At 72.3% G+C, this 22536-nt stretch carries 16 protein-coding genes and 1 pseudogene; 9 read left to right on the top strand and 8 right to left on the bottom strand.

The window, feature by feature from the left end:
• Positions 1-46 precede the first annotated feature (46 nt).
• From DVH02_RS13505 to DVH02_RS13490, 4 genes are read left to right on the top strand one after another with little or no spacing between them, the layout of a single operon-like run.
• Complete coding sequence (locus DVH02_RS13505) at positions 47-1390, top strand: ABC transporter substrate-binding protein (RefSeq protein ID WP_233518208.1); 1344 nt, start codon at positions 47-49, stop codon at positions 1388-1390.
• Positions 1387-2361 carry a carbohydrate ABC transporter permease gene (locus DVH02_RS13500; RefSeq protein WP_114624036.1) on the top strand — a complete coding sequence of 325 codons (975 nt, stop codon included), beginning with the start codon at positions 1387-1389 and terminating at the stop codon, positions 2359-2361. The genes DVH02_RS13505 and DVH02_RS13500 overlap by 4 nt, the downstream gene beginning before the upstream one ends.
• Complete coding sequence (locus tag DVH02_RS13495; RefSeq protein ID WP_114624035.1) at positions 2358-3194, top strand: carbohydrate ABC transporter permease; 837 nt, start codon at positions 2358-2360, stop codon at positions 3192-3194. The genes DVH02_RS13500 and DVH02_RS13495 overlap by 4 nt, the downstream gene beginning before the upstream one ends.
• Before the next feature lie 6 nt (positions 3195-3200).
• On the top strand, positions 3201-3812 hold the full coding sequence (locus tag DVH02_RS13490) for a hypothetical protein (protein ID WP_114624034.1): 612 nt from the start codon (positions 3201-3203) through the stop codon (positions 3810-3812).
• Between the two features lie 162 nt (positions 3813-3974).
• Here DVH02_RS13490 and DVH02_RS13485 read toward each other — a convergent pair whose 3' ends face one another.
• The 4 genes and pseudogenes from DVH02_RS13485 to DVH02_RS13470 form a co-directional block, all read right to left on the bottom strand.
• Complete coding sequence (locus DVH02_RS13485; RefSeq protein WP_114624033.1) at positions 3975-5021, bottom strand: zinc-dependent alcohol dehydrogenase family protein; 1047 nt, start codon at positions 5019-5021, stop codon at positions 3975-3977.
• Between the two features lie 77 nt (positions 5022-5098).
• Positions 5099-5509, bottom strand: a complete 411-nt coding sequence (locus tag DVH02_RS13480; RefSeq protein ID WP_233518207.1) for a (2Fe-2S) ferredoxin domain-containing protein — start codon at positions 5507-5509, stop codon at positions 5099-5101.
• Between the two features lie 363 nt (positions 5510-5872).
• Positions 5873-6588, bottom strand: a pseudogene (locus DVH02_RS13475) (sugar-binding domain-containing protein); the annotation flags it as partial.
• A gap of 127 nt (positions 6589-6715) precedes the next feature.
• A complete protein-coding gene (locus DVH02_RS13470; RefSeq protein ID WP_233518206.1) occupies positions 6716-10048 on the bottom strand; it encodes a S8 family peptidase in 3333 nt (1110 codons plus the stop codon).
• A gap of 384 nt (positions 10049-10432) precedes the next feature.
• Here DVH02_RS13470 and DVH02_RS13465 point away from each other — a divergent pair, with 384 nt between their 5' ends.
• Entirely contained in the window at positions 10433-12076 is a 1644-nt protein-coding gene (locus tag DVH02_RS13465) for a hypothetical protein (protein ID WP_147286055.1), read from the top strand.
• A 367-nt stretch (positions 12077-12443) separates the two neighbouring features.
• Positions 12444-14024, top strand: a complete 1581-nt coding sequence (locus DVH02_RS13460; protein ID WP_147286054.1) for a hypothetical protein — start codon at positions 12444-12446, stop codon at positions 14022-14024.
• Between the two features lie 189 nt (positions 14025-14213).
• Here DVH02_RS13460 and DVH02_RS13455 read toward each other — a convergent pair whose 3' ends face one another.
• Positions 14214-14612 (bottom strand): RidA family protein, encoded by a 399-nt coding sequence (locus tag DVH02_RS13455; protein WP_114624030.1) that lies wholly within the window; start codon positions 14610-14612, stop codon positions 14214-14216.
• Entirely contained in the window at positions 14612-15889 is a 1278-nt protein-coding gene (locus DVH02_RS13450) for an acyl-CoA dehydrogenase family protein (protein WP_114624029.1), read from the bottom strand. Before DVH02_RS13450 ends, DVH02_RS13455 begins: the two co-directional genes overlap by 1 nt.
• Positions 15890-16010: 121 nt before the next feature.
• On the opposite strand from DVH02_RS13450, the gene DVH02_RS13445 reads away from it, so the two are divergent.
• Both DVH02_RS13445 and DVH02_RS13440 read left to right on the top strand, forming a co-directional pair.
• The gene (locus tag DVH02_RS13445) at positions 16011-17645 is read left to right on the top strand and encodes an AMP-binding protein (RefSeq protein ID WP_114624028.1); all 1635 of its coding nucleotides are present in this window, start codon (positions 16011-16013) and stop codon (positions 17643-17645) included.
• 24 nt (positions 17646-17669) lie between these two features.
• A complete protein-coding gene (locus tag DVH02_RS13440) occupies positions 17670-18554 on the top strand; it encodes a PaaX family transcriptional regulator (protein WP_114624027.1) in 885 nt (294 codons plus the stop codon).
• Here DVH02_RS13440 and DVH02_RS13435 read toward each other — a convergent pair.
• Entirely contained in the window at positions 18541-20958 is a 2418-nt protein-coding gene (locus DVH02_RS13435) for a bifunctional salicylyl-CoA 5-hydroxylase/oxidoreductase (RefSeq protein ID WP_114624026.1), read from the bottom strand. The genes DVH02_RS13440 and DVH02_RS13435 overlap by 14 nt on opposite strands.
• Entirely contained in the window at positions 20955-21785 is an 831-nt protein-coding gene (locus tag DVH02_RS13430; RefSeq protein WP_114624025.1) for an enoyl-CoA hydratase family protein, read from the bottom strand. Before DVH02_RS13430 ends, DVH02_RS13435 begins: the two co-directional genes overlap by 4 nt.
• 331 nt (positions 21786-22116) lie before the next feature.
• Between DVH02_RS13430 and DVH02_RS13425 the strand changes: the two genes are divergently transcribed.
• Complete coding sequence (locus DVH02_RS13425; protein WP_114624024.1) at positions 22117-22527, top strand: ATP-binding protein; 411 nt, start codon at positions 22117-22119, stop codon at positions 22525-22527.
• Positions 22528-22536: the final 9 nt, after the last annotated feature.

The following is a 22536-nucleotide window of genomic DNA, read 5'->3' as shown; positions in this document are numbered from 1 at the left end:
CCCGCGCCCGGGGACGCGCGGTCACCGCGCGTCCCCGGGCGCGGGCGTGGTGAACACGACGGACCCGGCCCGGCGCCGACCGCCGGGCCGCCGGGCCGTCCTCACCGTTGCCGCCGCCGGGCTCGGCACCGTCCTGGCGCTTCCGCTCGGCGCGTGCTCAGGCGCCGACGGCGGCGCGTCGTCCCGGGGCGTCACCCTCACGTTCTCCTGGTGGGGCAACGACGACCGGGCCGCACGCACCGAGCAGGCCGTACGGCTCTTCGAGAAGGAACACCCGGGCGTCACCGTCCGCACCTCCAACTCGACCTACGGCTCGTACCTCCCGAAGCTGGCCACGCAGGCCGCGGGCGGCGGCATTCCCGACGTGGCGCAGCTCGACTACCGGCAGATCTCCCAGTACGCGGGCGGCGGGGCGATCAGACCGCTCGCCCCCTTCGTCCGGGACGGCACGGTCCGCACGTCGGAGATGGACGCGGCGTTCCTGCGCACCGGCACCTTCGACGGCAGGCAGTACGCGCTGCCCATGGGACGCGGCATCACCGGCTTCGCCTACGACTCCGCCGTCTACCGGAAGGCGAACATTCCCGATCCGCGCCCCAGTTGGACGTGGCAGGACTGGGCCGACGCCAACCGGAGGATCGCCGCCCTGGGCCTGAAGTCCCCGAACGGCCGCCCGGTCGCGGGCGCCAATGACGGCGGCGGCAACGAGGACGTGTTCGAGAACTGGCTGCGCAGCCGGGGCGGACAGTTCTACGACGGCCAGAACCGGCTCGGCTTCACCGAGGACGACCTCACCGCGTTCTGGACGTTCTGCGACACCCTGCGCGCGCAGGGCGCCACCGCGCAGGCCAAGGACACCGTGCAGGCCAACACCACCGAGTCCAGTCCCATGGGCCGCCGCCTCGCCGCCGCCGACTTCACCTGGGACGCCCCTTTCCCCGGGTACACGGCCCTCATCGGCGACTCGACCCACTTCGCGCCGACGCCGACCACCGACGGCCGGCAGGGCGCCTACTTCAAGCCCAGCATGCTGCTGAGCATCGGTGCGCATACCGAACACCCCGAGGAGGCGGCTCAGTTGGTCGATTTCCTCCTCAACGACCAGCGGGCGGGCGACATTCTGGGCACCACCCGGGCCACTCCGCCCAACCGCGCCGTCGCCGCCCGGGTCGCCAAGACCCTCAAGGGTCCGGAGCGCGAGACCTACGAGTACCAGCGCCGGATGGAGGAGTACGGACTCGACGCGCCGCCGAGCGCGCCGCCACCGGGTGACGTGGCGATCAACCTCGCCTTCAACCGCACCTACCAGCGTGTGCTGTTCGGGCTCACCACGCCGCGGCGGGCGGCGCGCGAACTCATCAGCCAGGCCAACCGGGAGTTGAGGTCATGAGTACCGTCTCGACCAGGGCGCCCCTGCGCGCCGAGGGCTCCGGCGACCGGCCCCGGCCCACCGGACGACGGCCCCGGGGCGTCCGTGAGAAGCGGTGGCCCGCCTATGTGTTCCTCTCCCCGTGGATGATCGGCGCGGTCGCCCTGACCCTCGTGCCGATGGCCGTGTCGCTGTACCTCTCGCTCACGGACTACAACCTGTTCGACCCACCGCGCTGGGTGGGGCTGCGCAACTACGGCGACCTGCTCGGCCGGGACCCGCGCTTCTGGAGGTCGGTCGGCACCACCACGCTGTACGCCGTCGTGGCCGTTCCGCTGAAACTGGCCCTCGCGCTCGGCGTGGCGATGCTGCTCAAGAACCTCGCCCACCGCGGCCGGGCCTTCTACCGCTCCGCGTTCTACGCGCCGTCGCTGCTCGGGGCCAGCATGTCCATCGCCCTGGTGTGGCGCGCGATGTTCAACGACGGCGGTTCGGTCCCCCGGCTGCTGGAGTCGATCGGCATCCACACCGGCAGCTGGGTCGGCGATCCGCGGCTCGCGATGTACGTGGTCGTCCTGCTGACGGTGTGGCAGTTCGGCGCTCCCATGGTGATCTTCCTGGCCGGACTGCAGCAGATCTCGCCCGATCTCTACGAGGCGGCGGCCCTCGACGGGGCGGGCCGGTGGCGGCAGTTCGTCTCCATCACCGTGCCGATGCTGTCGCCGGTCGTCTTCTTCAACCTGGTGCTGGAGATCATCAACTCGTTCCAGGTGTTCACCCCCGCCTACGCCGTCAGCGGCGGCGACGGCGGGCCCGCCGACGCGACCATGTTCTACACGCTGTACCTGTACGAGCGCGGCTTCGTCACCTCGCACATGGGCTACGCGGCGGCCATGGCCTGGCTGCTGCTGGCCGCCATCGGCGTCATCACCCTGGTCCTGTTCCGGACGTCCCGGTCCTGGGTCTTCTACGCGGACGAGGAGGGACGATGAACATCGCCACGAAACGGTGGCTGCCGCACATGTTCGCGGCGCTGTCCCTGCTCGTCCTGCTGTACCCGCTGGCCTGGCTGCTGGCGACCTCGCTCAAACCGGCCGACGAGGTGGTGACCAGCCTGAACCTGTGGCCGAGCCGTCCCGAGTGGTCCAACTACACGACCGCCCTGGACGGGGTGTCGGGCATCACCGTCACCCAACTGCTCGGCAACACGGTGCTGATCGCGGTGGGCGCCGTCGTCGGCAACGTGCTGTCCTGCTCGCTGGCCGCCTACGCCTTCGCCCGGCTGCGCTTCCGCATGCGCAAGGTGATGTTCGCCTTCATGGTGGCGACCCTGATGCTCCCGCACCACGTCGTGCTGATCCCGCAGTACATCATCTTCAACCGGCTCGGGATGGTCGACTCGTACTGGCCGCTCATCCTGCCCAAGTTCCTGGCCACGGAGGCGTTCTTCGTCTTCCTCATCGTCCAGTTCATGCGCGGTCTGCCGCGCGAACTGGAGGAGTCCGCCCGTATCGACGGCTGCGGCCCGTTCCGTATCTACCGCTCGATCACACTGCCGCTGAGCAGGCCCGCGCTGATCACCACGGCCATCTTCACGTTCATCTGGACGTGGAACGACTTCTTCACGCAGATGATCTACCTGTTCTCGCCGGAGAAGTACACCATCACCCTCGCGCTGAGCAGCTTCGTCGACCAGTCCAGCACCTCCGCCTACGGCCCCATGTTCGCGATGTCGGTGATCTCCGTCCTGCCGATCGTGCTGTTCTTCTTCGTGTTCCAGCGCTACTTGGTGCAGGGCATGGCCACCTCAGGACTGAAGGGCTGACCCACCATGTCCCACGCACCCGCACCACCGCGTGACCGCCGGGAACCGGGAGAGGTGTTCGGCCCGGGATTCTCCCTCTTCGCCGATGTGCTGCTCGTCGGCCTGCTCACCACGCTCGCCTGTCTCCCGGTCGTCACGGCCCCGGCCGCCTTCGCCGCGGCGGCCGCGTGCCTGGGCAGGAGCGTCGACACCGGTGTGCCGGTCGGTGTCGGCGCGTACGCCCGGCGGCTGCGCGGCCTGCTGTCGGCGCGCACGCTGGCCATGGGCCTGCTGCCGCCGCTGCTCGCCGTGGTCGTGACGGCCGATGCCGCGCTGCTGCGCGGCGCGCTGCCCGGGGCCGTCGTCATGGCCCCCGCCCTGGCGCTGCTCACACTGGGCATCGCGGTCGTGGGACTGCGCGCCACCGCGCTCACGGCCCCGCACCGGCTGTCCGCGCGCGAGGGGCTGCTGCGCACGGTCGCCGATCCGCGCGGCAGCCTGCTCCTGGCCGGCGCCGTCCTCCTGGCCGCGCTCCTCGTCTGGTCGATCCCGCTGCTGATCCCGCTGCTGCCCGGACCGCTGGCGTTCGCCGCCACCGCGGTGGCGGCGCGCGCCGGGGAGGTTGCGGGGCGGGACTGAGCGGGTCCCGCGCCGCGCTTCGTCGCGCTCGCGCTCGTGCCTGCGTTCGCGCTCGCGCTCGTGCCGTGCTCGTACTCGTGCCGTGCTCGTACTCGTACTCGCGCTCGTGCCGTGCTCGTACTCGTGCGCAGGTCCGTGTCCGTCCTCCGGTACGGGCGGACGTCAGCCGGGTACGAGTACGGCCGCGCCCTCGACCCGGTCGGCCGCCAGATCGGCGAGCGCCCGGTCGGCGCTGTCCAACGGGTAGCGGCTCACCGTGACCCGGATCCCGACGCGCTCGGCCAGCGCCAGGAAGTCCCGGCCGTCCTGGCGGGTGTTGGAGGTGACACTGCGCAGATCGCGCTCCTGGAACAGATGGCGCCGGTAGTCGAGGGCCGGGATGCCGGAGAGATGGATCCCCGCGACGGCGAGCGTGCCCGACCGGTCCAGGGCCGCCAGCGCCACCGGCACCAGCTCCCCCACCGGGGCGAAGAGGATCGCCGAGTCCAGCGGCTCTGGCGGTCTGTCGCGGGAGCCGCCCGCCGATGCCGCGCCGAGCCGCAGGGCCAGCTCACGGGCGCGCGCCGACCGGGTGAACACATGGACCGTGGCGCCCTCCGCGAGGGCCGCCTGAGCGGTCAGATGGGCCGAGGCGCCGAAGCCGTAGAGGCCCAGGCGCCCGCCCGGGGGCAGCATGCTGCGCCGCAGCGACCGGTAGCCGATGATGCCGGCGCAGAGCAGGGGCGCGAGCAGCGCCGGGTCCCGGTCCTCGGGCAGCCGGTACGCGTACGCCTCGGGAACCAGCGCCGTCCCGGCGAAGCCGCCGTCCGCGTCCCAGCCCGTATAGGTGGAGCGCGGGCAGAGGTTCTCCCGGCCGGCCCGGCAGTACCGGCACGCGCCGCACGTGGAGCGCAGCCAGGCCCCGCCCGCCCGGTCACCGGTACGGAAGCGGCTCACGCCCGCGCCCGCGGCCGCGACCCGGCCGACGATCTCGTGGCCGGGGATCGTGGCGGGGCGGTGCGGTGCGAGATCCCCTTCGGCCAGATGCAGATCCGTGCGGCACACACCGCACGCCTCCACCCGCAGCAGCAGCTCTCCAGGGCCGGGCTCCGGCGTCCCGCGCCGGACCCGCTCCAGCGGCCCGGTCCCGGTCCGCGCCGTCCCGACCGGGCCCGGTCTGCGCACGGCCCAGCCACCGTGGGTACCGGCGGCGGACGAAGCAGCGGCCATGTCTCCACCCTGCGACGGTGGGACGGCCGGGGCAAGCGGGCGGGCCTGTGGTCGGGCGGAGAGGCGGGTGGCGCCGGTCAGGACGCCCTGTCGCGGCGCGGCGGCCCGAAGGCGTACAGGTCGAGGATCTCCGGGCGGGGAGCGACCCCGGGGCCGCCCGCCCGTACCCACGCGACGATGTCCTCGGTCGCGTCCGGGTCGTTGACCAGGCCCAGCCAGACCGGACGGCCACCGGCGGCCCGGCCCGCCGCGGAGGGCTGCACGACGACGACGTTGGCCTGGTCGCACACGTCCAGGCAGGCGGAGACGCGGACGGGGGCCTCGGCGCGCAGCCGCGCGGTCTGCGCCGCGTGATCGACGCCGATCACCTTGGCGCTGCCGCAGCAGCAGTCCCGGCACACGACGACCCGGCACGGCGCGGGACCGGCCGTCCGCGCGTGCGCGGGCGCCGGGTGGTCCCGGGCCCCTCCGGCCGGATTCGCGGACATGCCGAATCTCCTCCCCGGATCACCGTCGCCCTGTCGGCGGCCCATCATTCCATCCGGGAACGGCCCACGTCACCGGGGCCCCGGCGGCGGTGGGGCCCCGGGGCCCGGCGAACCGTGCTCCCGCCGCCGCCTACTCCCGGCCCCGTTCCTCCACGGCTGCCGGGCGGAGCGCGCGGCACGGATCCGTTCGATGTCCAGCTCGGCGCCACGGTCGAAGCGGTGGACGCCGTCGCGCTCCTGGAACACGTCGGTCGGCTGCGTGCAGCAGTAGCCGAACGTGGCGGGGTCGTCGAGCAGCACACCGGTCAGGCCCGCGAACCGCGCGTGGAACTCCTCCTCGTCGCGCACCCGTTGCCCGTACCCCCAGGATTCCCCGCGGTCCTCGCCCGACTGCCCGGCGGCGGCGGCCGGGTCCCGCGGTGCGCGATCGAGTTCGGCGCGGACCTCGGCGCGGCAGACCTCGCCGTCGGCGTCGGTGAGCACGGCGCGCGCCCGGTGGCCGGGGCGGCTGCCGGCGAGGGGCAGCTCCAGGTGGGACGCCGGTCCCGCCAGGTCGGGCGTGATGCGGGGGCGCCTCAGGTGGAGTTCGGGTACGGGCTCCCGTCACACCGTCTGCCAGATGCCGGTGACGCGGGTGCAGTGGCAGTCGTGGTCGGCGTACGGGACGGCCTGCTTGCCGCGGGCCTGCGGACCGGAACGCGGGTCGCGGGCCCGGACGGTGAGGACGACCTCGTCGCCGGAGCCCGCGAGGCCACCGAGGCCACCGAGGCCACCGAGGTCGGCGGTGAACGGGGTGAACCCGCCCCGGTGGCGGGCCGCTTCGACGCCGTCGGCCCACACGGTGGTGTCGTGGTCGACGGCGCCGAAGTGCAGCAGCACCCGCCGTCCGGCCCAGGTGAGGGGCAGTGTGAGGACCCGCCGGTACCACACGGCCGCCAGGGAGCCGGTGTCGCCGACGCCGGACAGCTCCGATTCCGGCGGGAAGGGGACGAGGATCGTGCCGGTCGGGGCGCGGTCCGGAAGTCCCCGTTCGCGACCGCTGTCCTCCGGTCGGTCTCGAACTCCCAGGGGCCACGGAGGGCGTGCGGCGCTGACCCGGTGGGGGCCCCGCCGTACGCGGACGCGACCGCGCCCGGGGAACGTGGTGCCGGGTTCCCCGGGCGCGGCCGGATCGTCGTACGTGCCGCTCGCGGCTCGTCGCGTGACCTACTTGAGCAGGTACGCCTTGATGACGGTGACGTCGTAGGTGTTACCGCTCTTGTCCGTGAGCTTCGCCTTGAGGGAGACCGAGGTGGCCTTCTTCGGGTGGTTCAGGGACAGGGTCCGCTTGCCGCTCTTGGTGGTGACGGGGGCCTTGGACCACTTCTTGCCGCCGTCGTAGGAGACCTGGACGGCGAGGGACTTGAAGTTCTTGGCCGCCGGACCCTGGATGGTCAGCGGGACCGTGAGCTTCTTGCCCGGCTTGGCGGTGCTCGCCGGGGTCAGCGCCGGGGCGAACCGGACCGTGGAGACCGGCAGGTTGACGACCTTGTCGGCCGCGCCCTTCTTCGACGCGAACGTCCAAGCGGCCGTGAGCCGGGTGCTGACGCCCGCGACCGAGGTGGCGCGGGTCGCGTCCGTGCTGACCTTGATCTTGGCGGACTTGGCGGGAAGGGCATCGGTGTACAGGCACAGCTGGCCCTTCTCACCTGCGACCTTCTTGCCGTCGACGGTGAGGAGGGACTGCTGCTTGCTGACGACCGAGGTGCCGAGGTGGCCGGCGCCGTCGGTGAACTCGGCTATGCAGGCCATCATCTCGTTGTTGTAGCGCTGGGCGCCGCTCTGTCCGCCGACCTTCGGGCTGAACACACCGACGTTGTACGTCTCCGTGTACGTCTTCTTGGCCGTGTAGGTCTTCGGCGTGGAGACCAGCGAGACATCGGCCGCGCCCCGGCTGTCGAACTGGTCGACGCCCAGTCCCCAGGTGTAGCCCTTGGGCGTGGAGAGATAGGTCTTGGCCGTGGCGGGCAGGGCGAAGGGGTTGCCCATCGTGCCGATCGAGAACATCCCGGACGGCGCGATCCAGTACGGGCTGACGGAGCCCTTGCGGTTCTTGACGGACGAGCCGATCTTGGTGTTCACCAGGGCGAGTTCACCCTTGGCGGCCTTGTGGGTGAACCCGGTGTAGAACGAACCGGCGCGGTTGTAGAGCAGGTTGTAGGTGGTGGAGCCCTTCTGCCAGGTGCCGCCCGCCTGGGAGTTGAACAGCTTCGCCGGGACGGACGGGCCGACCTGGCCGACGCGGAAGCCCTGGTAGGAGTCCATCAGCCACATGCTGCTGAAGCCGCCGTTGGCCGACGCGAGGTCGTAGTTGACGTACGACTCGACGACCTTGGCGGAGTCCGGCGCGGTGACGCTGAGCGGCTTCGCCTTGCGGGCGTCGAAGGTGACCGTGGCGTTCTTGGTCACGTCGAGCTTCGGCTGGACCATCCAGGCGACGTCCGGGTCGGCCTTGCCCTTGGGGGTCTCGACCTGTGCGTCGAGCAGGTACGCGCCCTTCGGAACCCGGATCTTGGCGATCCCGTCGCTCTTGGTGGCGGTCGCGTCCCTCCAGAAACTGACGTTGTGTCCGAAGACCGTGGCCGTCGACCGGGAGGGCTTGCCCTTGACGTCGACGAACTTCACCGTGAGGTCGTACGACTCGACCTCGCGGACGGCGCCGAAGGCCGTACGGACGGCCTGGCCGCCGTCGGCGGCGCGGGCGACGACCGTACCGCTGAAGGCGCCGTCCTGGCTGCCCACGCTGGTGTGGGACGTGAGGTCGACGCTCACCGAGGCGCCGGCGGGGACGGTGACCTGGTCGGCGCCGAGGGTGAAGAAGCCGGCCGGGGCCGCCTTGCCCTTGGGGCCGGTGGTCTCCAGCGACAGGTCGAGGCTGACGTCCCGCGTACCGCTGTTGCTGTACGTGACCTTCTTGGTGACCGGCTTGTCATCGGTGTGCGGCCACTGCTGCGTGCCGAAGTTGATCCCGGTCTGCTCGCTGACGACGGTCTGGGTGATCGCCTTCGTCAGGTCGACGCGGCCGGTGCCCTGCTGATACGGGGTGAGCCCGGTGCCGGACTTGGCCGAGGAGGTCAGCGCCTGCTTGATGCGGGCACCGGTCCAGTCCGGGTGCTCCTGGGCGAGGATCGCGGCGGCGCCCGCGACGTGCGGGGTCGCCATCGAGGTGCCGGACATCGACACGTATCCGGCGGCGGCCGGGTCGCCGATGACGCCCTTGGCGGCCTTCGCGGCGACGATGTCCACGCCGGGCGCGGTGATGTCGGGCTTCAGCGAGCCGTCGGCCGTGGGGCCCGCGCTGGAGAAGCTCGCGATCCTGTCCTTGCTGTCGACCGCGCCCACAGTGAGGGCCGCGGCGGCGCTGCCGGGGGAACCGATGGTCTGCGCGTCCGGTCCCTCGTTGCCCGCGGCGATGACGAAGAGGATGTTCTTCTCGGCGGAGAGCTTGCCGACCGCCGCCTCCAGCGGGTCGACCTCAGGGGTGTCCTCGCCGCCGAGGCTCAGGTTGGCGATCCGCGCACCCTGGTCCGCGGCCCACTGCATGCCCGCGATGATGCCGGAGTCGTCACCGAAGCCGTTGTCGTCGAGCACCTTGCCGTCGAGGATCTTCGCGCCGGGCGCGACCCCCTTGTACTTCCCGCCCGACTTGGCGCCGGAACCGACGGCGATCGACGCGACATGGGTGCCGTGGCCGAAGTGGTCGACGGTGTTGCCCGAGCCGGAGAAGTCCTTCTGCGCGATCTCGGCACCCTTGAGGTCCGGGTGCGTCTCGTCGACCCCGGTGTCCAGCACGGCGATCTTGACGCCCTTGCCGTCGTACCCGGCCTGCCACGCCGTCGGCGCGCCGATCTGCGGCACGCTCTTGTCGAGCGCGGCCTTGCGCTTGCCGTCCAGCCACACCCGGGCGATACCGGGGGCGGCCTCCCTGGCCTCGCTCCGCGAGTCGCCCTCCGCCGTGAGCGCGTCCCAGACGTCCGCCGCGTCGTCCTTGGGCGCCGTGAGCGCCTCGCCGCCGACGGCGGGCAGGGTGCGGCGCACCGAGACGTCCGCGGCGGCGATCGCCGACTTCGCGCGCGCCTTCTGGTTCGTGTCCTTCGCGTACGACACGATGAGCGGGAGCGTCGCCCGGTGCGCGTCGTCGTACTCGGCCTTGAGCAGGCCGGTCACGTTGAACAGCCGCCGGTCCAGCTTCCCCTGGGCGACCAGCTCCGCGGCGTCGGCCGGCAGGACGTACACCTGGCCCGCGACGCGGTTCACGTTCATCCGGATGCCCTCGCGGCCCTTGGCGGCCTGTACGCGCGTCACCCGGCCCCGGTCGTCGAGGTGGACCCGGTCGCCGGTGATGAGCGTGACCGCGGACGCGTCGGACCGCGCCTGGCGCGCCTTCGCCGCGAACGACTGGACCGCCGCGGTCTCCCCGGCGGCGGCCGTACCCGTGGCGGCGGCCGTACCCGCGGCGGCTCCGGACATGAGTCCGGCCGTGAGCAGAGCGGCGACCATGGCCGCTCCCGCTCTCTTCCTGTCAGTGCGCAAAACTCCCCCAACCCTTGAGGCATTTATCGAACAAATCCCCGAAGTGCATGCGTGCTGAGTATGCACACACTCCGCACATGCGGAGAATCACCCCGCCCGCCACGATGCACAGAGCGCACAACTCGCCCCTTCTCGGGCACGGTTGGCGCATATCTCGATCTTGGCGATCGTTTCAGCCCGATAGACGAGGGCCGACCCCGATGGGTTCACTCGCACAGCTATCGATTTTGTTCGTCGTCGGCGACTTGGGCCCGCGTATGGGTCCGCGGGCCCTGCCGGTGGGCCCGCGGCCATATCTAGTCTTTCCGGACTCGGGGGAGTTCGGGACGCGGGACGACAAGGGAGTGACGCATGAGGGGAGCCAAAAACCTCCGTGACTGGCATGCCCATGGCGGGATAACCGCCGGGCGGGCCGGGGACAGAGGCGCGGCCGGCACGGAGTACGCGGCGATGATCATGGTCGTCGCCCTGATCGTCGCCGCGATCGTGGGGCTCTCCGTACCCCAGGACGAGGCCACGGGGCTCAAGGCCGCGGTCTGCCGGGTCATCCATCCCCTCGACGGCGCCGACGCCTGTGCCGACGGTGACTACCGGGACCCGGACGAACCGTACGACCCCGACAACCCCAAGGACGTACCGGACGTACCGGAGAACGATCCCTTCGAGCCCGCGAAGTGTCTGCTGGCCGAGGACCAGACGAAGACCACCGTCGTCGTGCAGATCCTCTTCATCAAGATCAGCGGTTCCGAGACGGTCAAGGTCCAGCAGTGGTCCGACGGCACCGTCACCATGGAGCGCGTGTCCGAGGTCGGCGGCGGGGTCACGGCCAGCATCTCGGCGGGCATTCCCGGGCTGAAGGACTGGGGCGGCAGCGCCTCCCTCAGCGGCAGCTACATGAAGGGCAGTGGCAGCGGCGGACAGTGGGTCTTCGACAAGAACAAGAGCGACGACCCGCAGGCCGACCTGGAGGCCAACCTCGCGGACGCCAAGAAGTTCGCCGACTTCCTCAAGGACGTCCAGGACTGCAACAACCGGCCGGGGCGGTCCGAACTCCAGATGATCTGCGGCTACCACGCCAACAAGAAGAAGGGCGACCTGGACCCGGACCGGGCTCCGGACGTCGACATCACCAAGACCTCCACCGAGGTGGCCGGCGGGCTGAGCCTCGGCAAGTCCTTCAGCAAGGGCAAGGGTGACGGCAAGAAGGACCTGGGCTCCATCTCCACCGACCTCCTCTCCGCGTCGATGACCGAGGACGTCGTCGTCCTGCGGACCAAGACGGGGTCGGACGCGGGCAAGGTCACCTTCGTCTACACCTTCTCCGTGGGCGGTCAGGGCGGCGAGGTGGTCCAGGGCAAGGGCAGCAAGATGCAGCAGGTCGCCGTCACCTACGACGCCGCCGCCTTCGACGAGGAGGAGAAGAACGGCGACCCCCACCGGCCCCAGAAGCTCGCCATCACCACCAGTGAGGAGATCGGCGACGGCGGCGGCGTCAAGGTGGGCGCGGGCGCCAACGCCGGTCCGGTCACCATCGACGTCGGCGGCGGAGGCGGCACCATCCACTCGACCATCCACACCGAGACCGCCGAACTGCCCCTCGACAACGACGCCGACAGCACCCTCGTCGAGGACTGGCTGCGCGGACGCGGCGACTTCCCCGCCTCCGACGCCCTGCCCAACCCCTCCGACGCCACCAAGCCGCTCACCGACGACGCGGGCCCCCTCGAAACACTGCTGCACGACAAGGCCAAGCTCTCCCGGCTCGACTACGAGGCCAACACCGACTGGTGGAACGCCTCCCTGGGCATCGGCTTCGGCATCTCGGCCGGTCAGGTCACCTTGGGCTTCAAGCTCTTCGGCATCGACGTGACCCACGAGGAGAAGAAGCAGACCATCACCGGCGACCCGACGTACGCCACCGGGCCGCAGAAGGGCGGCGGTCGCCCCTGGGTCGAATGGAAGAACTGCACCAGGACGAAGCCCATCCCGACCTGATCCGGCGCACGGCCCGGCAGCGGGCCGGGCGCGATCCGGCCACCTCTGCGAGCACGCCCCGAGGCGTCGGCGGTCCCCACACCGCCGGCGCCTCGCGCCGTACCCGCGGGGCGGGCCACCCGTACGGGCGGGCCCGCCCGACATCGGCCGGATCGTCCGTCAGCTGCCGAACCACCCGTCCCAGTGGGCCCACCAGTGGGCCTGTGGGCCCTGCCGATGGGCCCGGACCCCTCCCTAGGCTGCTGCCACTCGGGGGAGTTGGCGGCTTGCGGTCATGAGGCAATGAGGAGTTCGGATGAGACGGGCCATGGTCCGTGTCCGGTACACACCGGGCGGTAGCGCGATACGCGCCGCTCGGGACCGGGGCGTGGCGGGTACCGAGTACGTCGCGATGATCCTCGTCGTCGCGATGATCATCGCGGCGATCGTCGGGCTCTCGGTCCCCCAGGACGAGGCCACCGGGCTGAAGGCCGCCGTCTGCCGCGTACTCCACCCGACGAGCGGTTCCGAAGCCTGCTCCAGCGGCGACTTCGACGACCCCGACAACCCCTCGGGGGACCCCGACGACCCCGACGTTCCCGGCGTACCGCCCGAGAACGACCCGTTCGAGCCGGCGAAGTGCCTGCTGGCCGAGGACCAGACCAAGGACACCTACACCGTCCAGATCCTCTTCATCAAGATCAGCGGTTCTGAGCAGGTGAAGGTCAGCCAGTGGTCCGACGGCACCGTCACCCTGGAACGGGTGGTGGACAGCAGCGTCGGTGTCACCGCCAGCATCTCGGCGGGCATTCCGGGGCTGAAGGACTGGGGCGGCAGCGCCTCGCTCAGCGGCAGCTACTCCAAGGGCAGCGGCAGCGGCGGACAGTGGATGTTCTCCGGCCACAAGAGCGACGACCCGCAGGCCGATCTGGAGGCCAACCTCAAGGACGCCAAGCAGTTCGCCGAGTACCTCAAGGCATCCTCGAAGTGCAAGAGCGCGCCGCCGCGTGCCTGGGGCGCGGAGCTGGGGATGATCTGCAACGACGCGGCCAACAAGAAGAGGCCCGATCTCGACCCCGAGAAGGCCCCGGACGTCGACATCACCAAGTCGACCACCGAGCTGGCGGGCGGGCTGAGCTTCGGCAAGTCCTTCAGCAAGGGCAAGGGCGACGACAAGAAGGACCTCGGCTCCCTCTCCACCGACCTCCTCTCCGCGTCGATGACCGAGGACGTCGTCGTCATGCGGACCAAGACCGGCGCGGACGCCGGGAAGATCACCTTCGTCTACACCTTCAGCGTCGGCGGCCAGGGCGGCGAGGGAGTCCAGGGCAAGGGCAGCAAGATGCAGCAGGTCTCGGTCACCTACGACGCCGCCGCCTACGACGCGGAGGAGAAGAACGGCGACCCCCACCACCCCGAGAAGATGGCCATCACCACCAGCCAGGAGGCCGGGGCGGGTACGGGTGTCAAGGTCGGCGCGGGTGCCAACGCCGGTCCCCTCCCGGTGACCATCGACGTCGGCGGCGGCGCGGGCAACATCCAGTCCACCATCCACACCGAGACCGCCGAACTGCCCCTCGACAACGACGGCGACAGCACCCTCGTCGAGGACTGGCTGCGCGGACGCGGCGACTTCCCCGCCTCCGACGCCCTGCCCAGCCCCTCCGACGCCGCGAAGCCCCTGGGCAACGACGCCGGTCCCCTGGAGACCCTCCTCCACGACAAGGCCAAGCTCTCCCGGCTCGACTACACCGCCAATACGGACTGGTGGAACGCCTCGCTCGGCATCGGCTTCGGCGTCTCCGCCGGACAGGTCACCCTCGGCTTCAAGCTCTTCGGCCTGGACGTCACGCACGAGGAGAAGAACAGCCGGATCACCGGCGACCCGACCTACGCCACGGCGCCCAACAAGGGCGGGGCCCGCCCCTGGGTCGAGTGGAAGAACTGCACCCAGACCACGCCTGTCTGACGCCACCGCGCACACGGCGCGTCTCCCCGATCGGGCTCCGGCCCGCGGCTGCTCCCCCTCCGGGGTACGGCGCCGCGGGCCGGAGCCATGTGCGGCCGTGCGCACGGGCGCGGGTGCGAACGCGGGCACGGGCACGGGCACGGGCACGGGCACGGGCACGGGCATGGGCATGGGCATGGGTGCCCGGCCTCAGGGCAGTACGGCGATCCCGTCCAACTCCACCAGGGCCTGTTCGTCCCAGAGGCGTACGACGCCGATCACGGCCATGGCCGGATACTCGCGGCCGACCGCCGCCCGCCATATCCGGCCCAGCCGGGCCGTGTGGGCGCGGTAGTCGGCGACGTCGGTGGTGTAGACGGTGACCCGGGCCAGATCGCCCGGCGTGCCGCCCGCCGCCGCGAGCGCGGTGAGCAGATTGCCGAGCGCGACGGCGAACTGGTCCGGGAGCGTGTCGCCGGTGATCCGGCCCGCGCTGTCGAGCGCGGTCTGTCCGGCCAGCAGGACCAGCCGGCCGCCGGTGGCGGTGACGGCGTGCGAGAAGCCGGTGGCCGGGGAGAGCGCGGCGGGGTTGGTCCGTTCCAGGCCCATCAGTGCTCCTCCCGTGGGGTGTTGTCCGCTGCCCGGTACAACTCCTTGGCGATGATGGTGCGCTGGACCTCGCTGGCTCCCTCGTAGATGCGCACCGCCCTGACCTCGCGGTAGAGGTGTTCCAGCCGATGGCCGCGCTGGAGGGCGCGGGCGCCGTGCAGCTGGACGGCGGTGTCCACGGCGAACTGGGCGGTCTCGGTGGCGTACAGCTTGGCCATCGCCGAGCGCGCGGGCACATCGGGCGCGCCGCTGTCGTGGGCGTGGGCCGCCGCGTACACCAGGAGGCGGGCGGCCTCGATCCGGGTCGCCACCTCCGCGACCTGGTGGGAGACCGCCTGGAGTGCCTTGAGCGGGCCGCCGAACGCGGTACGGGTCGCGGTGTGCTGCACGGCCGCGTCCAGCGCGCTCTGTGCCATGCCGACGGCGAAGGCGCCGACGCTGGGGCGGAAGAGGTCGAGGGTGGCCATGGCGACCCGGAAGCCGTGGCCGACCTCGCCGAGCACATCGGCGCGGGTCACCGGCACGGCGTCGAAGGTGAGGGCGCCGACCGGGTGCGGGGCGAGCATCTCGATCGGCGAGCCGGTCAGTCCCGGCCGCCCGGAGGGGACGAGGAAGGCGGTCACACCGCGGGCTCCGGCGCCGCCCGTGCGGGCGAAGACGGTGTAGAAGTCGGCCTCGGGCGCGTTGGAGATCCAGCGTTTCTCGCCGGTCAGCAGCCAGCCGCCGTCGCCACCGCCGTCGCCCGGACCGGCGCCACCGCCGTCGCCACCGCCGTCGCCACCACTGTCATGCGGACCGTCGCCACCACTGTCGCTCGGGCCGTCGCCACCGCCGTCGCTCCCGCCGTTACTCCGGCGATCGCTCCCGCCGTCCGGGTCGGCCCGCAGGGAGAGCGCGGCGGCGTCCGACCCGGCGCCCGGCTCGCTCAGCGCGAAGGCCGCCACGGCGCGGCCCGCCGCGACCTCGGGCAGCCAACGGGCGCGCTGCGCCTCCGTACCGGCCAGCACCAGCGGGTACGTGCCGAGCCCCTGGAGCGCGAGCGCGGTCTCGGCGTCCGTGCAGCCCTGGGCGAGGGACTCCCTGAGCAGGCACAGGTCCAGCGCCCCGGAGCCGAACGCCTTCTCCAGCAGGCCGAGTTCGCCCAGAGCCGTGAGCAGCTCCCGGTTCACCCGGCCCGGCTCGCCCCGCTCGGCGAGGGGACGCAGCCTGCGTGCGGCCACGGTGCGCAGGTCGGCGCACCATGCGGTCTGTACCGGATCGAGCGAGAATGCGGGCATCCGATCCCCTGCCTCCAGCGCTTGTATCGCGGACCGTTGACTGTCGTCACGTTCACGATACGCTCGTAGGGCGACCCCACCACAGGTACTGCCGAGACCGGCACCAAGTAGGGGGCGATCCATGGAGCTGACCCCGTCCGCCCACACCGACACCTTCACGCGCGACCATCTGCCGCCGGAGGAGCAGTGGCCCCGGCTCCTCCCCCTGCCACCCGGGTCCGCCGCCGACCGGCTCAACTGCGCGGTCGAGCTGCTGGACCGGACCGTCGACCGGTTCGGCCCGGACCGCCCCGCCTTCCGCACGGCGGCCCCCGAAGGACTGTGGTCCTATGGGGAGCTGCGCGACCGGGTGGACCGGATCGCCCACGTGCTCACCGCCGATCTGGGCGTGGTGCCGGGCAACCGGGTGCTGCTGCGCGGTCCCACCACCCCGTGGCTCGCCGCCTGCTGGCTCGCGGTGCTCAAGGCGGGCGCGGTGGCCGTGACCGTACTGGCGCAGCACCGGGCGGGCGAGCTGGCCGTCATGTGCGAGATCGCGCGGGTCGGCCACGCGCTGTGCGACGTCCGGGCGGTGGACGAGCTGGTCGCGGCCGAGGTGCCGGGGCTGCGGATCACCACGTACGGGGACGCGGCGGCGGCGGACGATCTGCTGCGGCGGGCGGGGCGCGCGCCCGGCCGGTACGAGGCGGTGGCGACGGCGGCCGACGACGTGGCGCTGATCGCCTTCACGTCGGGCACGACGGGCCGCCCCAAGGGGTGCATGCACTTCCACCGGGATGTGCTGGCGGTGGCCGACACCTTCGCAGGTCAGGTGCTGCGGCCGGAGCCAGGCGATCTCTTCGCGAGCAGCTCGCCCCTCGGCTTCACGTTCGGTCTCGGCGGTCTGCTGATCTTTCCGCTGCGGGCGGGCGCCTGTGCGCTGCTGCTCGAACAGGCGGGTCCCCGGCAGCTGCTGGCGGCGGCGGCCGAGCACCGGGTGTCGGTGCTGTTCACCGCGCCGACCGCCTACCGGCTGATGCTCGACGAGCTGGCGGCGCGCTCCTACGACCTCTCCTCGCTGCGGCGGTGTGTCTCGGCGGGCGAGAACCTGCCCGCCGGGACCTGGCGGGCGTGGCGGGAGCGGACCGGGCAGCGGATCGTCAACGGCATCGGGGCGACCGAGCTGCTGCACATCTTCATCTCGGCGGCGGACGGGGCGATCAGACCGGGGACGACGGGGGTGCCGGTGCCCGGCTGGCAGGCCCGGGTCGTGGACGGGGCGGGCGCGCCCGTACCGGACGGCGAACCGGGGCTGCTGGCCGTCCGGGGGCCGGTGGGCTGCCGGTATCTGGCCGATCCGCGCCAGCGGGAGTACGTGCGGGACGGCTGGAACCTGACCGGTGACACGTATGTGCGCGAGCCGGACGGCTACTTCCGGTTCGTGGCGCGCGCGGACGACATGATCATCTCGTCCGGACACAACATCCCGGGCCCCCAGGTCGAGGAGGCGCTGCTGGCACATCCGGACGTGGTGGAGGCGGCGGTCGTCGGCCTTCCGGACGAGGTGCGCGGCCGGATCGTGGCGGCGTATGTCGTGCTGCGCGGCGGTGTGGCACCGGGCGAGGAGACGACGAAGGCGCTGCGGGAGTTCGTGCGGTCGCGGCTGGCTCCGTACAAGTGCCCGCGCGTGTTCGTCTTCGTGGCCGCGCTCCCCCGGACGCCGACGGGCAAGCTCCAGCGCTTCCGGCTGCGCGAGGCGGAGGGGGACATGCCCTGACGGCCCGGTGCGTAACATGATCACGTGGCCGAGCAGCACTCCCCCCGATCCCTGATCGTCACCCTGTACGGCGCGTACGGGCGCTCCCCGGACGGCGCGCCGCTCGCGGTGGCCGAGCTGATCCGGCTGCTGGACGCTCTGGGGGTGGACGCGCCCTCGGTGCGCTCGTCGGTCTCCCGGCTCAAGCGGCGCGGGCTGCTGGTCGCGGAGCGTACGGCGCGGGGCGCGGCCGGGTACGCGCTCTCCGCGCAGGCGCGGCAGCTGCTCGACGACGGGGACCGGCGGATATACGCCCCCGCTCCGCCCGGGATCGCGGACGGCTGGGTGCTGGCCGTCTTCACCGTGCCGGAGTCGGAGCGCCACAAGCGCCATCTGCTGCGCTCCCGGCTGGCCCGGCTCGGTTTCGGTACGGCGGCGCCCGGGGTGTGGATCGCGCCCGCGCGGCTGCGCGAGGAGACGGGTCATATGCTGCGCAGGCTCGAACTCGACGCGTACGTGGAGCTGTTCGGCGGCGCGTACCTGGGCTTCGGGGCGACGGCGGACGCGGTGGCCCGCTGGTGGGATCTGCCCGCGATCGCCGGGCGGTACGAGGAGTTCCTCGCGGTGCACGAACCGGTGCTGCGGGACTGGGAGGCCCGAGGAGAGGACGGCGGGGAGAGCGGCGGAGAGGGCGGAAGGGAGGGCGGAAGGGAGGGCGGAAGGGAGCGATCGGCGCGCGACGCCTACCGCGACTATCTGCTCGCGCTGGACTCCTGGCGCGCGCTGCCGTACGCGGATCCCGGTCTGCCCGCCGAGCTGCTGCCGCCCGACTGGCCCGGTGGGCGCTGCGCCGAGGTCTTCGCCCGGCTGCACGACCTGCTGCGCGATCCGGCACGGGAGTTCGTCGACGGGGTCCTCAGCGAAGAGTGAGGCGCGCCTTCGGTGCGTCGGTGCGGCCGGCGGGCGGCGGCCTGCTGCCCGCGCGGTACGGCGTGGGCCAGGGCGCGGCCTGGCCCTCGTACCCCTGGGCCGCCGCCGCGTGCAGCGTCCAGTTCGGGTCGTGGAGATGGGGCCGCCCGAGCGCGCACAGATCGGTGCGGCCCGCCAGGATGAGGGAGTTGACGTCGTCCCAGGAGGAGATGGCGCCGACGGCTATGACGGGTAGGGACAGGGTGTTGCGGATCAGATCGGCGAACGGCGTCTGGTACGAGCGGCCGAACTCGGGCCGTTCGTCCGCGACGACCTGTCCGGTCGAGACGTCGATCGCGTCGGCGCCGTGCGCGGCGAAGGCGCGGGCGATCTCGACGGCCTCGTCCGGGGTGGTGCCGCCCGGCGCCCAGTCGGCGGCCGAGATACGCACCGTCATGGGCCGCTCGGCGGGCCAGTCGGCGCGTACGGCGTCGAAGACTTCGAGCGGGAAGCGCAGCCGCCGCTCCAGCGTGCCGCCGTAGGCGTCGGTGCGCAGGTTGGTGAGCGGGGAGAGGAATCCCGACAGCAGGTAGCCGTGCGCGCAGTGCAGTTCGAGCAGGTCGAAGCCGCTGCGCTGGGCCCGTCGCGCCGCCGCGGCGAACTGCTCGCGTACGGTGTCGAGCTGGCGCCGGTCGAGCTGATGCGGGATCTGGCCGACCCCCGGCCGGTAGGGCAGCGGGGAGGCGGCGTACAGCGGCCAGTTCCCGCCCGGCAGCGGCTCGTCCATGCCGTCCCACATGAGCCGGGTGGAGCCCTTGCGGCCCGCGTGCCCGAGCTGGACTCCGATGGCGGTGCCCGGTGAGCGGCGGTGGACGAAGTCGGTGACGCGGCGCCAGCCCTCGCTCTGTTCGCGGGTGTAGAGGCCGGTGCAGCCGGGGGTGATCCGGCCCTCGGGGCTGACGCAGACCATCTCGGTCATGACCAGACCGGCGCCGCCCAGGGCGCGGGCGCCGAGATGGACGAGGTGGAAGTCGCCGGGAACCCCGTCGGTCGCGCTGTACATGTCCATCGGGGAGACGACGACGCGGTTGCGCAGGGTCAGCTCGCGCAGCCGGAGCGGGGTGAACATGGGCGGGGTGCCTGGCGGGCAGCCGAAGTCCTTCTCGACGGCCCGGGTGAAGCCGGGATCACGCAGCCGCAGGTTGTCGTGGGTGACCCGGCGGCTGCGGGTGAGCAGGCCGAAGGCGAACCGGTGCGGCGGCTGGGCGGTGTAGGCCGCCAGCTCCTCGAACCAGCGCAGGCTGGCGGCGGCCGCGCGCTGGGTGGACTCCACGACGGGGCGGCGTTCGCTCTCGTAGGCGGCCAGCGCGGCCGGCAGATCGGGCCGCTCCTCGATACAGGCGGCGAGGGCGAGGGCGTCCTCGACGGCGAGCTTGGTGCCGGAGCCGATGGAGAAGTGGGCGGTGTGCGCGGCGTCGCCGATGAGCACCGTGTTCCCGTGGCTCCAGCGGTCGTTGACCACGGTACGGAACGCGGTCCAAGGCGAGGCGGGTGAGCCCGACGAGGCGCGGGAGCGCAGCGGCCGGCCGCCGAGGGCGCCCGCGAAGATCGCGGCGCAGCGGTCCACCGACGCCCGGGGGTCCGGGGCGTCGAAACCGGCCGCGCGCCACACCTCCTCGCGCATCTCCACGATGACGGTGCTCGCGTCCGGGGCGTACGGGTAGCCGTGCAGCTGCATCACCCCGTACCGCGTCTCGGCGGTCTCGAAGCGGAACGCGTCGAGGGCGAAGTCGGCGGCGAGCCAGATGTAGCGGCAGCGGTGGGTGGTGACGGCCGGGCCGAAGGCGTCGGCGTGGGCGGCGCGGGTGAGGCTGTGCACGCCGTCGGCGGCGATCACCAGATCGTGCGTGGCGGCCAGTTCGGCGGCGGGCGGTGCCTCCGTACGGAGGTGGAGCCGTACGCCGAGGGAGGCGCAGCGCTCGGCCAGGATCTCCAGCATCCGGCGCCGGGCGAGCGCGGCGAAGCCGTGGCCGCCGCAGGTGAGGGTGTGGCCTCGGTGGACGATGTCGATGGCGTCCCAGCGCACGCAGGCCGCCCGCAGCGCCCGGTGGACGACGGGGTCGGAGTGTTCGACGGAGCCGAGGGTCTCGTCGGAGAGGACGACGCCGAAGCCGAAGGTGTCGTCGGGGGCGCCGCGCTCCCAGACGGTGATCTCCCGGGCGGGGTCGAGGCGTTTGAGCAGGGCCGCCGCGTACAGCCCGCCGGGGCCCCCGCCGATGACGGCGACGCGCAGCGCGCCGTTGCCGTTGCCGTTGCCATTGCCGTTGCCATTGCCGTTGCCGTTGCCGTTGCCCCCGCTCGTGTCTTCGCCTTTGCCGCCGTCCTTGCCTGTGCCGATGCCTGTGCCTGTCCCCGGGGCGGTCATCGGCCCTGCCAGAGGGGCGCCCGCTTCGCGGTGAACGCGGCGTGGAACTCGGCGTAGTCCGCGCTGTTCATCAGCAGCGCCTGCGTGGCGGCGTCGAGTTCGACCGCCGCCGCGAGCGGCATGTCCAGCTCGGCGGTGAGCAGGGCCTTGGTCTGGGCGTACGCCAGGGCGGGGCCCGCGGCGAGCCGACGGGCCAGCTCGGCGGCCCGGTCACCGGCCCGGCCCTCCTCGGCCAGCTCGCTGATCAGCCCGATCCGCTCGGCTTCGGGGGCGCGTACCGGATCGCCGAGCATCAGCAGCCGTGTCGCGTGGCCGAGGCCGACGACCCGGGGCAGCAGATAGGCGGCGCCCATGTCGCCGCCGGAGAGACCGACCCGGGTGAAGAGGAAGGCGAAGCGGGCGGAGGGGTCGGCGATCCGGAAGTCGGCGGCGAGCGCGAGCACGGCGCCCGCGCCCGCCGCGACTCCGTGCACGGCCGCGATCACCGGGAAGGGGCACTCGCGGATCGCCCGTACCACCTGGCCGGTCATCCGGTTGAAGTCCAGGAGCCGGGCGGCGTCCATGGCGAGGGTGGCGCCGATGATCTCGTCCACGTCACCGCCCGAGCAGAAGCCGCGCCCCTCTCCGGCCAGCACCAGGGCGCGTACCGAACGTTCCCGGGACAGTTCGGCCAGCAGATCGCGCAGATCGGCGTAGGCGCCGAAGGTGAGCGCGTTGAGTTTGTCGGGGCGGGCGAGCGTGACGGTCGCGACGCCGTCGTCCTGCCTCACCAGCCGCAGATGCCGCCAGTCCCGGGTGCGGGGCGCGGAACCTTCGAACGGGCTCATGGAAGGCGGCCTCCTTCAGCGCGTGTGTGCTGCGGATGCTGTTGCCGTGCGCCGTGCGCCGTCGTGTGCCGTGCGTGGTGCGCCGTGCGCCGTCGTGTGCCTCGGTCGCTCTGTACCGGCTGCCTTCCGAAGGTATCACCCATGTGTGACTATCGTCACGAGTACGCGATAGAGGGGGCTCCGAAGGGCCGAAAGTCCCGCGCGCCGGGGCCGAAGGTCCTGCCCCGGCCGGGCCGCCGCCCCTTGCCTCTCCCTTTACGCTCCGTAAAGTTGAACGTAATAGGACTTCCCCACTCCTGATTACTTGCGCCCCCGATCGGACCACCCGCTCATGACCGAAGCCGCAGGCTCCTCACCCTGGCGAGTCACGCTTCCGCACAGCGCCGAAGCGGTGCCGCTCGCGCGCGCCCTGGTCCGTTCGGCGCTCGCGCACGTGGAGGAGAGCACCCACAGCGAGACGGCGGAGCTGCTCACCGCCGAGCTGGTCGCCAACGCCATCCAGCACACCGGCGGCGACCATCCGATCGAGCTGGTCGTGGTGCTGCTCCCGACCGGCTGTCAGGTCGAGGTGCACGACGGCGACCCGGCGCCGCCGGGCAATCTCTCGCAGCCGGGCGACATGCCGGACCCCTGGGAGGAGGACGGCCGCGGCCTGCTGCTGATCAGCACCCTCAGCTCGGCCTGCGGTCACCGCGCCACGGACCAGGGCAAGGCGGTCTGGTTCACCCTGCCCGCGGTCTGAGATCCGCCC

It is taken from the genome of Streptomyces corynorhini, from assembly GCF_003346515.1.
GTDB classification, from domain to species: domain Bacteria; phylum Actinomycetota; class Actinomycetes; order Streptomycetales; family Streptomycetaceae; genus Streptomyces; species Streptomyces corynorhini.
This window is presented reverse-complemented; position numbering and strand designations above follow the sequence as displayed.